This window comes from bacterium, from assembly GCA_036504735.1.
Lineage (GTDB): Bacteria > Electryoneota > RPQS01 > RPQS01 > RPQS01 > DASXUQ01.
The window spans coordinates 265,373-280,503 of record DASXUQ010000019.1 but is presented as its reverse complement, the minus strand read 5'-3'; the positions used below and the strand labels follow the sequence as shown (position 1 = coordinate 280,503).

Below are 15,131 nucleotides of genomic sequence, written 5' to 3'. Positions count from 1 at the left end.
TCTTGAGAGAGCAGAAACTCTGGAGTTCAGGTCATGTTTTCAAACAAATCTTTGAAGTTCAAGCTGATTGGTTCTTTCTGTGTGGTAGCAACCGTCTTATGCATTGTCGGCTGGGTGGGCTTCTCCGGCGTTGCCGGCGGTAAGAAAAGCTTGGACGAGCTGGGAGCGAACAGTATTCCGTCGCTCACAGCTCTGGCCAAGGTGCAGGATGGTCAGATGAAAGTCCGTCTGATCTGCAACTGCGTTTTGAATCCGGCCTACCCGGACGAAAAACGCCGTCTGTTCGAAGGACAAGGCGAAACGTATTGGAAGCAGATGGACGATGCCCGCAAGGAGTTCGACGCTCTGCCCCGCAGCGCCGACGAGGAAGCGCTCTGGAAGGACATCACGCGTCTGATGGACGCCTACAAACAGGAATACACTTCCTATGTGCCGCAAACCCAGCGTTACATGAGCGCGCGGACACAGTCGGAAGCTTCGCAAACACTGGCCGAGATGAACAAACACGTGTTTGGCAACTTCGGCCAGGTCGGCGGCGAGCTGATGGGCAAGCTGGCGGACTTGGTAAATCTGAATATCAAGGCAGCGGATGAGACGGCTACCTTAGCCGAGGTGCATGCCGGCCGCTCCCAGGTGCTGGCGTTGTCCTTCGCGATTGGCGGTATCCTGGCGGCCCTGGCGTTCGGCATCTTCCTCAGTTTGAATATCTCGCGGCGGATGAATCAGATCGTGAGCGCGGCGGGCGAAGGGGCGAGCAATATCGCCAGCGCGGCCACGCAGGTGTCGTCGTCGGCGCAGGGTGTGGCCCAAGGATCCCAGGAGCAGGCAGCCTCGATTGAAGAGACCAGTTCCTCGTTGGAAGAATTAGCCTCGATGACCAAGCAGAATGCGGACAACACCCGCACGGTGGCCCAGCTCATGAGCGAGACGAAGAGCCTGGTGGACAAGGCGGCCAAGGGCACCGACACGATGGACGCGGCGATGAAGGATATCAAGAGCGCGTCCGATCAGACGTCCAAGATCATCAAGACGATCGACGAGATCGCCTTCCAGACGAATCTCTTGGCGCTGAACGCGGCGGTGGAAGCGGCCCGTGCCGGGGAAGCGGGCAAGGGCTTTGCGGTGGTGGCTGAAGAGGTGCGGAATCTGGCCATGCGTGCTGCCGAAGCGGCCAAGAATACCGGATCATTGATTGAAGAGAATGTGAACCGGGTCAACGGTGGGGTGCAGATCGTGGACGGGCTGAAGACGGCCTTGGGTGATGTGACGACGGCCTCGGGCAAGGTGGCGAATCTGGTGGATGAGATCGCGGCGGCATCGGCGGAGCAGTCGAAGGGCATTGAACAGATCAACGGCGCAGTGACGCAGATGAATGCGGTCACACAACAGAACAGCGGCAACGCCGAGGAAAGCGCCAGTGCTGCCGAGGAGATGGCGGGCCAGGCCGAAAGCCTGACCGATCTGGTCAACGAGTTGACGGCTCTGGTTAATGGCGGGAATGGCACTGGCGGAGAAAGACGTAGTGCATACGGCGGATCAACGAGCCGGACTCCCAAGTCCCGGACGCTGAGCCACGCTGCGCCAAGAACCCCGGCCAAAGCCAAAAAGATGATCCCACTGGATACCGAGGAAGAATTAGGCAAGTTCTAAGTCGGAATGTCCCAAACTGTAGAACCCCGCCACGAATGGCGGGGTTCTGCTGTTTGGAGTGTGTTCATACCCTTAGGTTTCGTTATGACAACATGATTCGTCACAAGGGAAAAAAGGGGCTTAAATCAGGCGCAACCCGGCGGCGGCACTCAGCAAACAAGGCACGGGTTCGGAAAATTCTTATAAAATGAAGGTCTGATTTCTAACGGCTTAGAAGCTTAATTGTGTATTATCAGCGTCTCGGCACTTCATTTGCAAATACCAAAGACCGTAATTAACACCTCCCCGGTAGATTAGCATCCGTGTTTTCCGCATCGAATTAGGTACGGTGGAGTCAAAGGCTCATCGGCAGACAGACGTTTTGCTCGTCGTGACCCCACGCGCTGCGAAGCGAACACCTCTGCTATTCGAGTAAAATTACCTTGCGGAGAACACAGTGGCGGAAGTGACGAATCATCGCATGGGTGCGGCGGCTGAAAAGGACACGTGGGCACAGATACGCCTGACGATGATCCTGAACGGTGCGATGCAGCGCTTCAACGTTCTCGCGGCGACTTTATGAGTACCGACGACGGCATATCAACTATGCCGTCGTTTTATTTTTGCCGTAAATTCATCTTCGAAGCCACGGCAGAGCGCTCCGGAGATGGCGGCCCAAACCAGAAGCACTTTGCTTAAGGACAAGCCATGAAATTAAGTATTCGTACGAAAATCGTAGGGGTGGCATTATCGGCGGCAATTCTTCCTGTGCTGGTGATCGTGACGCTGACAGTGATTCAACAGCAGCGCGCGAAGGTCCAGTTGGAGAGCCAACTCATTGACGCAGGCAAGGGAAATCTCTCGCAGATCGCGCGGGATGTTTACGGTATGTGTGAGGCGGCGAATGATCTGATTCAGCAGCAGGTCAACACAAGCCTCGCCGTTGCAAGGCAAACTGCGGAAAAGTCCGGCGGAATTCGCAACACCCATGAACATGTGACATGGGAAGCGACGAACCAATTCTCGAAGGCAGTCACACCTGTTACTTTGCCGAAGTTGTATGTAGGGAACCAATGGCTCGGGCAGAACCGGGATTCGTCGAAAGCGACTCCTCTGGTGGACCTCGTAGGTTCACTTACCGGCTCAACGTGTACAGTTTTTCAGAGAATGGACGAGGAAGGGAATATGCTGCGCGTCGCGACCAACGTAATGGGAGCTAATGGCGCGCGAGCGGTTGGCACGTATATTCCTGCCGTGGAACCGGGCGGGACGCGAAACGCGGTGGTTCAGGCGGCCCTATCCGGACAGACCTATCGAGGCCGTGCCTTTGTCGTGAACGCATGGTATCAGGCGGCATATGAACCGCTGAAGGATGCGCAAGGCCAGGTCATCGGCATGCTCTTTACGGGAGTAAAGCAGGAAGCGGCGGCAAGCGTGCGCAAGGCCATTCAGAGTGTCCAAGTGGGAAAGACCGGCTATGTGTATGTGCTGGCCGGCAAGGGCGACCAAAAGGGCCACTATCTGATCTCCTACAAAGGGGAGCGCGATGGCGAGAACCTCTGGGAGTCCAAAGACGAGGATGGACACCCGTTCATTCAGGAACTGATTCAGAAGGCCACAGTGCTGGCGCCGAAGGATGTGGACTTCCATCAGTACTCGTGGAAGAACAAGTCGGACAATAAGGCCAAGCCGAAGGTTGTCGCGCTCGCCTATTTTGCTCCGTGGGACTGGGTTATCGGTGCCGGCACTTGGGAAGACGACTTCCTGAGTTCCGTCAAGGTCGCCGAATCCGCAATGAACAGTATTTTGAGATGGTCGGTGATCGGCAGTATTATCATTCTCGTCCTTGCGGGCTTTGCCGCCTTGATGTTCGGGCGCCATCTTACCGCCGGTCTGCAGCGCTCGTCTACCAGCATCGAAGATGGAATTCGCACGATTACCTCCGGTGTTGCTCAGGTGTCTTCTTCCGCGCAGGAGGTGGCGCAGGGCAGTCAAGAGCAGGCAGCGTCGATTGAAGAGACCAGCAGCAGCCTCGAAGAACTGGCCTCGATGACCAGGCAGAACGCGGATAACACCAAGACGGTTGCTCACCTGATGAGTGAAGCCAAGACGTTGATCGACAAGGCGGCCAAGGGCACCGACACGATGGACGCGGCGATGAAGGACATCAAGAGCGCGTCCGATCAGACCAGCAAGATCATCAAGACGATCGACGAGATCGCCTTCCAGACCAACCTGCTGGCGTTGAATGCGGCGGTGGAAGCGGCCCGTGCCGGGGAAGCGGGCAAAGGCTTTGCCGTCGTCGCTGAAGAGGTGCGGAATCTTGCCATGCGTGCAGCCGAAGCGGCCAAGAATACCGGTAGCCTGATTGAAGAAAACGTGAACCGGGTTAACGGCGGGGTGCAGATCGTGGACGGGCTGAAGACGGCGTTAGGCGATGTGACGACCTCTTCGGGCAAGGTGGCGAATCTGGTGGATGAGATCGCGGCCGCCAGTGCGGAGCAGTCGAAGGGCATTGAACAGATCAATGTGGCAGTGACGCAGATGAATTCGGTGACGCAGCGGAACAGCGGCAACGCCGAAGAGAGCGCCAGTGCTGCCGAAGAGATGTCCGGACAGGTTGAAAGCCTGATCGATCTGGTCGATGAACTGACGGCGCTGGTTAATGGTCAGGACGAACAGTCAGCGAAGCGCGAAGTCGCCAGCGCAGATCGACGTCAGCCTGCACGCACGGCAGCAGCCCGACAGGCGAAGGCAGATCTGCTCAAACCGGAACTCGTGATCCCTCTGGATAGTGCAGACGGACCGTCGAAGTTTTAGAATCAATGTCAAAAATCTGAAGGAGGCTCGATGAGTTCGGAGACTCGGATATCAACGACGGCGGGTCCGACTGCAGACCAGCGTCAAGGCAAGTACCTTACCTTCGAGTTAGCAGACGAAGAGTATGGGTTGGAGATTTTGAAGGTACGGGAGATTATCGGGAGCATGAGCACGACGGCGGTGCCGGGGATGCCGGCCTATGTCAAAGGGGTGATCAATCTGCGGGGGAAGGTGATCCCGGTGATCGACCTGCGGTTGAAGTTCGGGATGGAAGGCACGGAGCAGACGGCGGAAACGTGCATCATCGTGGTGGACGTTCAGGGCAATCTGATGGGAGTAGTGGTGGACAAGGTCTCGGAAGTGCTGGACATCCGGGGGGAGGACATCGAGGATGCTCCCAACGTGGGCGTGGCGGTGCAAAATGACTTTATCCTCGGCATGGCCAAAGCCAAAGGTCGTGTTAAAATATTGCTCGAAATCAGCAAGGTGCTCTGTGACAAGGACCTCGTTTTGATTGCGGAGCAATAAGCTGGCTTCATGTAAGGATTAATGCAAACGCAAATGAACCCGCTCGTAGGAGTAGCGTAACTGGAGTTGACGTCATGTTCGCGAATAAGTCTCTGAAGTTCAAGTTGATTGGTTCTTTCTGTGTGGTAGCAGCCGTCTTATGCATTGTCGGCTGGGTGGGCTTCTCCGGCGTTGCCGGCGGTAAGAAAAGCCTGGACGCCCTCGGGGCGAAGAGCATTCCCGCACTCACCTCGCTGGCCAAGGTGCAGGATGGTCAGATGAAAATCCGCCTGATCTGCAACTGCGTTTTGAATCCGGCCTACCCGGACGAAAAACGCCGTCTGTTCGAAGGACAAGGCGAAACGTATTGGAAGCAGATGGACGATGCCCGCAAAGAGTTCGAAGGCCTGCCCCGCAGCGCCGACGAGGAAGCGCTCTGGAAGGACATCACGCGTCTGATGGATGCCTACAAACAGGAATACACCTCGTATGTGCCGGAGGTCAAGAGTTACATGAACGCGCGGTCTCAGTCGGAAGCCTCGCAGACGATGGCTGTCATGAACAAACACGCGTTCGGCAACTTCGGTCAGATCGGCGGCGAGCTGATGGGCAAGCTGGTGGATCTGGTCAACCTGAACATCAAGTCGGCCGATGAGACATCCAAGTTAGCGGACGTGCAGGCGGGCCGCTCCCAAGTGCTGGCGTTGTCCTTCGCCATCGGCGGCATCCTCGCGGCCTTGGCGTTCGGCATCTTCCTCAGTTTGAATATCTCGCGGCGGATGAATCAGATCGTGGGCGCGGCGGGTGAAGGGGCGAGCAATATCGCCAGCGCGGCCACGCAGGTGTCGTCTTCGGCGCAGGGTGTAGCCCAAGGATCGCAGGAGCAGGCAGCCTCGATTGAAGAGACCAGCAGCAGCTTGGAAGAGTTGTCCTCGATGACCAAGCAGAATGCGGACAACACCCGTACCGTTGCCCAGCTCATGAGCGAGACGAAGAGCCTGGTGGACAAGGCGGCCAAGGGCACCGACACCATGGACGCGGCGATGAAGGACATCAAGTCTGCCAGTGACCAGACGTCCAAGATCATCAAGACCATCGATGAGATCGCCTTCCAGACCAACCTGTTGGCGCTGAATGCCGCGGTGGAAGCGGCTCGTGCCGGGGAAGCCGGGAAGGGTTTCGCCGTCGTCGCAGAAGAAGTGCGGAATCTTGCGATGCGTGCGGCTGAAGCGGCCAAGAATACCGGTAGCCTGATCGAAGAAAACGTGAACCGGGTTAATGGTGGAGTGCAGATCGTGGACGGGCTGAAGACGGCCTTGGGTGATGTGACGACGGCCTCGGGCAAGGTGGCCAATCTGGTGGATGAGATCGCGGCCGCCAGTGCGGAGCAGTCGAAGGGCATTGAACAGATCAACGGCGCGGTGACGCAGATGAATGCGGTCACACAACAGAACAGCGGCAACGCGGAGGAAAGCGCCAGTGCCGCCGAGGAGATGGCGGGCCAGGCCGAAAGCCTGACCGATCTGGTCAATGAGTTGACGGCTCTGGTTAATGGCGGCGGAAAAGATGGAGCACAGGCGTATTCACGGGCACAATCATTCCAAACCGTGCGGCGTCCAAAGGCTAATCTGTCGAAGAAGAGCCCGTCCGTCAAACCGAAGCGAGCCATTCCGCTGGATAGCGACGAAGAGATGAACCGCTTCTAAAAGCAGAAGCGACGCAATTGGACGCAACGCGAAGCGGGAGCCTTATGGCTCCCGCTTTGATGTCTCGTCGAATCGGCGATTACTTGACCAGCAGAACCTTGCGGATCTGACTCTGGCCGCTGAAGCGAAGTTCGACGAAATAGAGGCCGCTGACGGGAGAGGCGGGCAGGCGGTTGCAGTCAAAGACAAAATGCTGCTCACCTGCCGGATACTCTGTGGCCACTTGATACACCGTTTGGCCAAGGGTGTTGATGATCCGAGCTTCAACCCGGCCCGCATTCTGAATGGTGAAGGGAATGGAAACCGACGGATTGAAAGGATTGGGATAACCTTCGCCGACGATGAACTCCCGGGCGATAGATGCGCCGTCGGTGTCCACGTTCAGTTCGGCATAGGCTCCCGATCCGAAACTCAGGTTGCTTCCACTGACCTGAATGGGTACCTGTTCGCCGGACGCGGTCTTTACAACGACCGTCATCGCATGACCCGGCGTGAAGCCCTGCAGATCGTATTCCGGTAGACCTTGCCAGGCTGTGACCATCAGCGTGCCACCGTCAACAGTTACCGTAGCCGCGCCCACCAGAACATTGTCATCATACAAGCTGACCGTCTGCGGATGGGCCCGACGCACCGCATCGCCAAGGTGCAGCACCACTTGATAGGGCAGGCCGGTCGGGGTGACTCCCGAGAGCGGCTGGGCCGGATCCGGATCTTCCTGCGGCATGGAGGTGACGGATGCCCCCTGGCTGTAGTGGAAGGTCAGATTCTCATTGACAATCAGCATATAGCCTTTGCCGGGAACCATGCGGGTCAGCGTGTTGATGTCTTGCGAAGGGATCCACGCGTGGCCCTCATCGTCCTGCACGATCACCAGATGGCCGCCCAGCGAAGCCAGCAACGTCTCGGTCTCACCAGCAACGGGGAACGGATAGCTGATCCAGTTCCACGGCCCGGCCAGAAGGTGATAATCCTGCTGGGCATTGACCGGAGTGCCGGTGACCACGATGCTGTCCGGCGTATTCAAAACCAGGCGGTAGGCAGCCGTGGACATCAGATTACCCATCGTGTTGACGCGCGGCGGGATGAACACATTGCCGTTATCCTGATAGGCCGCCACAAGGCTTCCTAAAGCACCGAACACATGCTGTGCCGTGGGTTCCGTCGGCCAGACATTCAACGAAATCAGACGCGCCGCATGTGCGCGCAGGGGAATCACCTGCCGTAGCGCTCCCGTGGCGGTCAGGAAGACTTCCGAATAGACTCCCGAGCCAAAACTGCCGTCGCCGACGCGGAAAGTGGCGGCTGCCGGCGCGTCGATATGGGTTTCTTGCTGCCACACACGGAAGGTCATCGGATGGCCCGCGGCGAAGCCGGAAAGATCGTGTTCGGGATCACCTTGCCAGGCCGTGATGCTGAACGGCCAATGGCCCAGTGTTCCCGCGCCCACGCACAGGGCGCCATCAAAGACGGCGATCTCATCACCTTCCGACAGTACCGCATTGTCCAGCGTTGCGCTGTCCACGATCACGGCATAGGGCAAGCCTGTCGGGAGTACCGGTGCAAAGTGGTGCTCCGGGATCACCTGATCGGGCGCAAGGCGCACAAGGTAGGCATCGCCGTTTTGTCCATACGAGTACGTCTGCCCGCACATGGCAAACCCGCCGTCGCGGGTAAGTTGTCCGCTGAGCGCCCATTCCATCTCCGGTCCGCCGAAGTTGCGGGACCAGATGGGATTGCCCTGCGGATCAGTGCGCATTACCCAGAAGTTGTAGGGGGCGTAGTTCTGCAAGCCGATGAAGAAGAAGCCACCGTCGGGCATTTCAATCGGTTCGCGCCAGGACTCCGGCGCGGATGTGCCATAGGAGCGCGTCCAGAGTGTCGTGCCGTCGGGGGCGAGGCGGACGGCATAGCCGTCTCCCCAACCCGCGGTAAAGGAGAAGGTGACGCCGGCGAAGATAACTCCGCCGTCGTGGGTTACGCGCAAACCGCCCGGGTAATCGCGATCTTCACCACCGAAGGTATGCGACCATACCACGTCACCTGCACTGTTCACCCGTACGATCCAGATATCGGTGGCGCCTGCTCCGAAGGAGTCGGTGGTACCGGTGAAGACGTAGCCGTCGCCCATGCAGCGCACGCTGCTGGCGTCTTCCGCACCGGGTCCGCCATAGGTGTGAGTCCATTGAACCGCGCCGAGGCTGTCCGTCTTTACAAGGTAGGCGTCGGGGCCGCCTGCTCCAAAGGAGTAAGTGGTGCCCGCCAGAATGAAGCCGCCGTCAGGACAACGCCGCACGAACATGCCGCGGTCGGAACTCGTGCCGCCATAAGTATGGCTCCATTCCAAGTTGCCCGATCCGTCGGTCTTGACAAGATAAAAATTTTCATCATAGCCTGTAACGGTGGTGCCCAAGGCAATGAAACTGCCATCGGGCAGGACATCCACACCGCGAAAATCATCGTAGTTTGTGCCGCCGTACATGGCGGACCACTGCTCAACGCCTTCGCCGTTGGTCTTGATTAACCAGGCGTCGCTGCCGCCATGAGTTCCGGTGCCGTTCACGCCGGCCAGAATAAAGCCGTTATCCGGGGTATTCTCCATCCACCCCGCGTAGTCTTCTCCGGAGCCGCCGAAGTTGTGTGTCCAGAGAAGGTCGGGTGCGGCAGGCTGGCCAAAGGCCGCCCCAGCCGCCAGCAGCATCAAAGCAACTGCAATCGATAACCCGCGCATGTCTGCCTCCTTAGTGACGAAGTTCCAGTGCTCGACAGGTCTACACCATTCCATATAAATATATGTCAGGACATGATGATTCGCAATACAAGGATTTCGATTTAATAAAAGACAACAAAGTCATGAAAGCGGTTTTACATAGGTTTATGTTGCAGACTGGGCATTTGTGCCGTGGTGTCCTCTCCTTACTATCCGGCGATTCGGGCAAAAGGCAGAAGAAAAGCGGGAGCCGATGGGGCTCCCGCTGCGATAAGGCCGAACGCGCAATGCCTGTTCTACTTGCGCAGTGTGTGGTAGGGCACTGCGAAATTGATAATCCGTAGCGGATCGATTTCGGGCACCGATTCGCCCTTGAACGCCGTGGGATCCTTCAGAATCAGCAACACCAAACCGGTGTATGACGGGCTGGTCTTGCACAGGGATTCATCTTTGCGGATGAGCCAGGCGGCAGTTCGTTTGCCCAGAAAAAGTCTGAGGATCGGCACGGTGAGGTTATAGGCCGATGCCACCCACTTGGGAAACTTCCACCGTTCCTGATATTGGACCGGCATCGCATCGATCAGCACCGCAGGCGCGGACAGCTTGGAACTCTCGATCCGCCAATTGTAGATCGTAAGCCCGGCCTCTTTCAGGTAGTCAAAGCTGTTGGGTTCAAAGGCATGAATATGCCCATGCGGGGCGGCAGAGGCAATATTCGCTTCGACTTTCGCTTCGGGCTCGTGCGGCACTGTGACGATCACGGCCTTCTTAGAGACTCGCAGCAATTCCTGCATGGCCTTGCGAAAATCCGTCACGTGTTCGAGCGTCTCGCTGCAAAGTGAAACGTCGAAGGCGTTGTCGCCATAGGGAAGCTCGTGAACATCCGCCGGAGCGGCTTCGATGTTGTAAATCTCGCGGGCGCGGTTACAGGCTTCTTCGGAGAGATCCGTGCATGTCACCTGAATTCCAAAAAGCTCCCGCGCCACTGCGGCTTTGTAGCCTTCGGCTGCGCCGACATCCAGCAGGGACTTTACATTCAGCCGCGAGATCGCGCGCATGATGTGGTAGGTCCGCATGTACCGCGATACCATGGCGAATTCACAATGGCCTTTGCGGAAGCCATAGATCGGCTGATGTGCGAAGTAGATGCCGTTCTTATCCGTTTCGCGAAAGCGGTTGTCCAGCCAGCGTTTGGTCTTTAGAGTGTATTCGTCCATCATGCGACAGCGGGTCCTCTATGCGGATAGAATTATGAAGCGATTTGACTTGGATCTTGCAGTATAACCAAATTATTTGACTTAATCAATATCCCGCAGGACGGAGGCCGTGACGCGCAACAGAGACGTGGGCCTCCTAAGGTTTGTATCCGGCAAGAGATACGACTCAGGCTGCCGAAGCGCTAAGTTGCATTAAGAATGATTTTCAACGAATTTATTCGTAAAACCCGCGCCAATTCTGGATAATGTGTAACATGTAAATAGATGTTCCGCACATAATATCAGAGGCCGTGCATGGAAGAAGAGTATTTTGACGGAGAGCCTTTTGGACTGCGGTTCTGAGCGTCTCCAACGTGCCGGGCTGTTATGTGACCAATCTGGGCGAGTCGGCAGATAGCGCAAGGAACCCATAAGGTCCACTGAGATGCAAAGGGTTGACTCGGGAGTCAACCTGATCCATGTGCGAGGGGGCAGCATAGAAGCGACTATTTCTATGCCGGCTCAGGAGCATATTCTGACCCTGTTATTATTGAAAATAGTTGGATAATCCAAAAGCATCATTCTTGACAATATTGTCCGAAATGAGTATATTGGGACACTGCTTGTGTCACATAAAACAAATTTTGATAAATATTTAGATGGAACTTTTGATCAAAGTTTGTGCCAGCGGGAGCAAAGTATCCCGTTCGCATATGGGGGCATAACATGGGGTGGCGGCAAGGGGCAACATCTGTTGTGTATCTGCGTATTCGCGAGGTTGAAAGTCGGGATGGTGTGTGCAATGGGTGCATTTGCCGCAATCACGAATAGGATAGGGGCAATCGTGATTAAGAAAATTTTCACATTTAGGTTGCATTTGTCAAGCGTGGTTGGTACATTTATTTTCTGAGGCTTTCTCGATATTTGCCTATCTGACCTCAGATCCTCGAAAGACACCTTTTGGAGTGGAGAATAGAATGCCAAAACAGATTTTGACCATAGACGGCAATGAGGCGGCGGCCAGTGTAGCCCACCGCGTCAGTGAAGTCTGTGCGATTTACCCGATCACCCCGTCCTCGAATATGGGGGAGTGGGCCGACGAATGGTCCGCACTGGGAAAGAAGAACATTTGGGGCACGATTCCGACCGTCATTGAAATGCAGAGCGAAGGCGGAGCTTCGGGCGCCGTCCACGGAGCGTTGCAGAGCGGCGCGCTGACCACGACGTTTACCGCGTCGCAGGGTCTGCTGCTGATGATTCCCAACATGTTCAAGATCGCGGGCGAATTGACTTCGACCGCCTTTCACGTTTCCGCCCGTACCGTGGCCACCCACGCGCTCTCGATCTTCGGTGATCACAGCGACGTGATGGCGGTGCGTTCGACGGGCTGGGCGCTGCTGTCATCGGCCAGTGTGCAGGAAGCGCATGACATGGCGCTGATCGCCCACGCCGCCACCTTGAAGGCGCGCGTTCCCATCATGCACTTCTTCGACGGCTTCCGTACGTCGCACGAAGTGCAGAAGATCGAAGGGCTGTCGGACGACGATTTGCGCTTTATGATCGACGACGATCTGGTGCAGGCGCACCGCCGCCGCGCGCTGTCGCCGGATCATCCGGTGCTGCGCGGCACGGCCCAGAATCCCGACGTCTTCTTCCAGGCCCGCGAAGCGTGCAATCCCTTCTATGACGCCTGCCCGGACATCGTGCAGGACGCGATGGACAAGTTTGCGTCGCGTATTGGCCGCAGCTACAAGCTGTTCGAATACGTGGGTGCGCCGGATGCCGAGCGCGTGATTATTCTGATGGGCTCGGGCAGCGATCCCGCCCATGAGACGGTGGACTACCTGCAGGCGCACGGCGAAAAGGTCGGCGTGCTGAAGGTGCGTCTGTTCCGTCCGTTCTCCCTCAAACATTTCATGGCCGCGCTGCCGAAGTCGGTCAAGGCGATTGCCGTACTGGATCGCACCAAGGAGCCGGGTGGCGCTGGCGAGCCGATGTATCAGGACGTGTTGACCGCGCTGGCCGAAACGACCGGCACCGCCGAAGGCTTTAAGGTTGCCCCGAAGGTGATCGGCGGACGTTATGGTCTGTCGTCCAAGGAATTCACCCCGGCGATGATCAAGGCCGTGTTCGACGAGCTGAAGAAGCCCGCTCCGAAAAACCACTTCACGGTGGGCATCAACGATGACGTGTCCCATACGAGCCTCGCGTACGATGCGGCCTTTACGGTGGAAGCCGACGACGTGTTCCGTGGCAAGTTCTACGGCTTGGGCGCGGACGGCACGGTGGGCGCGAACAAAAACTCGATCAAGATCATCGGCGATGATACCGATTTCTTTGCCCAGGGCTACTTTGTGTATGATTCGAAGAAGTCGGGCGCAATCACGGTGTCGCATCTGCGCTTCGGCCCGCGTCCGATCCGCAGCACCTATCTGGTCAACAGTGCCAAGTTCGTGGCCTGCCACCAGACGGTGTTCCTCGAAAAATATGATATGCTGTCCGACATCGTGGACGGCGGCATTTTCCTCCTGAATTCTCCCGCCAGTCCGGAAAAAGTGTGGGACACGCTGCCGTATGAAGTTCAGCAGGACATCATTCAGAAGCATCTGAAGTTCTACACGATTGACGCCTACAAGGTTGCCGGCGCCACGGGCATGGGCACGCGCATCAACACCATCATGCAGACGTGTTTCTTCGCGATCTCCGGCGTGCTGCCGCGCGAAGAAGCTATCGAAGCCATCAAGCGCACAATCAAGAAGACCTACATGCGCAAGGGCGAAAACGTCGTGAAGCAGAACTATGCGGCGGTGGATCAGACCCTCGCGGCGCTCAGCGAAGTGAAGGTGCCGGCCAAAGTGACCGCCACGTGGGTTCGCCCGCCGGTGGTGGCCCCGGAAGCTCCCGAATTCATGCGTGAGACGCTGGCGAAGATCATCTCCGGTCATGGCGACGATCTGCCGGTGTCGGCGTTCCCGGTCGATGGCACGTTCCCCACGGCAACGGCCAAGTGGGAAAAGCGCAATATCGCGCTGGAAATCCCGGTGCTGGACACCGAGACCTGTATCCAGTGCAACAAGTGCGTTATCGTCTGCCCCCACGCCTCGATCCGCGCCAAGGTGGTGGCCCCCGAAGCGCTTGTGGGCGCTCCGGCGAGCTTTGTTACCGCCAAGTTCAAGGGCAGTGATTTCGGCCGCACCGATCTGCTGTACAGTCTGCAGGTCGCGCCGGAAGACTGCACCGGATGCGGTCTCTGTATTGACGCCTGCCCGGCCAAGAACAAGAAGGAAGTCAAGCTCAAAGCCATCAACCTTGCTCCCCAGCCGCCGATTCGCGCGCAGGAGAAGGCCAACTGGGACTTCTTCCTGTCGATTCCCGAAGTGGACCGCAGCACGGTGAAGGTCAACAGCGTCAAGGGGTCGCAATTCCTTGAGCCGCTGTTCGAGTTCTCCGGCGCCTGCTCCGGCTGCGGCGAGACGCCGTACGTCAAGCTGCTTACCCAGCTCTTCGGCGACCGTCTGCTGGTGGCCAACGCCACGGGTTGCTCCTCCATTTACGGAGCCAACCTGCCCACGACGCCCTATGCCTCCAATCTGGATGGCCGCGGCCCCGCGTGGAACAATTCGCTGTTCGAAGACAACGCCGAGTTCGGTCTGGGCTTCCGCGTGACGCTGGACAAGCAGCGCGAGTTCGGCCAGGAACTGCTCGTGCGTCTGAAGGATAAGATCGGCGCGGGTCTGGTGGACCAGATCATGGGCGCGGACATGAGCACCGAAGGCGGAATCGCCCAGCAGCGCGAGCGCATCGAGCAGCTCCGCAAGGCGCTGGCCGGTAACACCAGCGTCGAGGCCAAGCACCTGCTCGGCGTCGCGGACTCGCTGGTGAAGAAGTCGGTGTGGGTGGTCGGCGGCGACGGTTGGGCGTATGATATCGGTTACGGCGGTCTGGATCACGTGCTGGCGATGGGCAAGAACGTCAACGTGCTTGTGCTGGACACGGGCGTCTATTCCAATACCGGCGGTCAGTGCTCCAAGGCGACACCGCTGGGCGCCGTGGCCAAGTTCGCGTTTGGCGGCAAGCCGGTTCCGCGCAAGGATCTGGGCATGATCGCTATGGCGTATGGTCACGTCTATGTGGCGCAGATCGCGATGGGCTCCAATGACCTGCAGACGGTGAAAGCATTCCTCGAAGCCGAAGCCTATGACGGCCCGTCCCTGATTATTGCCTACAGTCATTGCATCGCCCACGGCATCGACATGGCGCGCGGTTTGAACAATCAGAAGAACATCGTGGACTGCGGCGCATGGCCGCTCTACCGCTACAATCCGGTGCTGGCTCACGAAGGCAAGAACCCGCTGGTTCTCGATTCCAAGCCGCCGAAGATGAAAGTCGCGGACTGGGCGTACACCGAGACCCGGTTCAAGATGCTGACCAAGATGAATCCCGAAGAAGCCGCCAAACTGATGGAAGCGGCCCAGACGGATACCGACGCTCGCTGGAAACTGTATGAGCAGATGGCTGGTATGGATTACGCCAGGAACGGACATGGCAAGAAGGAAGGAGAATGAT

Annotated in this window: 8 protein-coding genes; 6 read left to right on the top strand and 2 right to left on the bottom strand. The window is 57.6% G+C overall.

The genetic code is table 11. The features are described 5' to 3' along the window. The first annotated feature begins 33 nt into the window (after positions 1-33). The 5 genes from VGL38_15635 (at position 34) to VGL38_15615 (ending at position 6,662) form a co-directional block, all read left to right on the top strand. Positions 34-1,650 (top strand): methyl-accepting chemotaxis protein, encoded by a 1,617-nt coding sequence (locus VGL38_15635; protein HEY3296863.1) that lies wholly within the window; start codon positions 34-36, stop codon positions 1,648-1,650. A gap of 436 nt (positions 1,651-2,086) precedes the next feature. Continuing rightward, positions 2,087-2,212 (top strand): hypothetical protein, encoded by a 126-nt coding sequence (locus VGL38_15630; GenBank protein ID HEY3296862.1) that lies wholly within the window; start codon positions 2,087-2,089, stop codon positions 2,210-2,212. A 125-nt stretch (positions 2,213-2,337) separates the two neighbouring features. Next, positions 2,338-4,449 carry a Cache 3/Cache 2 fusion domain-containing protein gene (locus VGL38_15625; protein ID HEY3296861.1) on the top strand — a complete coding sequence of 704 codons (2,112 nt, stop codon included), beginning with the start codon at positions 2,338-2,340 and terminating at the stop codon, positions 4,447-4,449. A 30-nt stretch (positions 4,450-4,479) separates the two neighbouring features. After that, positions 4,480-4,977 carry a chemotaxis protein CheW gene (locus tag VGL38_15620; protein ID HEY3296860.1) on the top strand — a complete coding sequence of 166 codons (498 nt, stop codon included), beginning with the start codon at positions 4,480-4,482 and terminating at the stop codon, positions 4,975-4,977. A 74-nt stretch (positions 4,978-5,051) separates the two neighbouring features. Beyond that, the gene (locus VGL38_15615; protein ID HEY3296859.1) at positions 5,052-6,662 is read left to right on the top strand and encodes a methyl-accepting chemotaxis protein; all 1,611 of its coding nucleotides are present in this window, start codon (positions 5,052-5,054) and stop codon (positions 6,660-6,662) included. Between the two features lie 79 nt (positions 6,663-6,741). Here the strand turns inward: VGL38_15615 and VGL38_15610 are convergent, their stop codons facing one another. Both VGL38_15610 and VGL38_15605 read right to left on the bottom strand, forming a co-directional pair. Continuing rightward, positions 6,742-9,390 (bottom strand): T9SS type A sorting domain-containing protein, encoded by a 2,649-nt coding sequence (locus VGL38_15610; protein ID HEY3296858.1) that lies wholly within the window; start codon positions 9,388-9,390, stop codon positions 6,742-6,744. 275 nt (positions 9,391-9,665) lie between these two features. Beyond that, positions 9,666-10,589, bottom strand: coding sequence for a class I SAM-dependent methyltransferase (locus tag VGL38_15605; protein HEY3296857.1), 924 nt, complete (start codon positions 10,587-10,589; stop codon positions 9,666-9,668). Between the two features lie 953 nt (positions 10,590-11,542). Between VGL38_15605 and nifJ the strand changes: the two genes are divergently transcribed. Further along, positions 11,543-15,130, top strand: coding sequence for a pyruvate:ferredoxin (flavodoxin) oxidoreductase (gene nifJ / locus VGL38_15600; protein HEY3296856.1), 3,588 nt, complete (start codon positions 11,543-11,545; stop codon positions 15,128-15,130). The last annotated feature ends 1 nt before the right edge of the window (position 15,131 follow it).

Bases quoted from the DNA above. Each gene is read 5' to 3' on its own strand.
- VGL38_15625 (HEY3296861.1), top strand. From the start codon at position 2,338: ATGAAATTAAGTATTCGTACGAAAATCGTAGGGGTGGCATTATCGGCG.
- VGL38_15635 (HEY3296863.1), top strand. From the start codon at position 34: ATGTTTTCAAACAAATCTTTGAAGTTCAAGCTGATTGGTTCTTTCTGT.
- VGL38_15610 (HEY3296858.1), bottom strand. From the start codon at position 9,390: ATGCGCGGGTTATCGATTGCAGTTGCTTTGATGCTGCTGGCGGCTGGG.
- VGL38_15615 (HEY3296859.1), top strand. From the start codon at position 5,052: ATGTTCGCGAATAAGTCTCTGAAGTTCAAGTTGATTGGTTCTTTCTGT.
- VGL38_15620 (HEY3296860.1), top strand. From the start codon at position 4,480: ATGAGTTCGGAGACTCGGATATCAACGACGGCGGGTCCGACTGCAGAC.
- VGL38_15605 (HEY3296857.1), bottom strand. From the start codon at position 10,589: ATGATGGACGAATACACTCTAAAGACCAAACGCTGGCTGGACAACCGC.
- nifJ (HEY3296856.1), top strand. From the start codon at position 11,543: ATGCCAAAACAGATTTTGACCATAGACGGCAATGAGGCGGCGGCCAGT.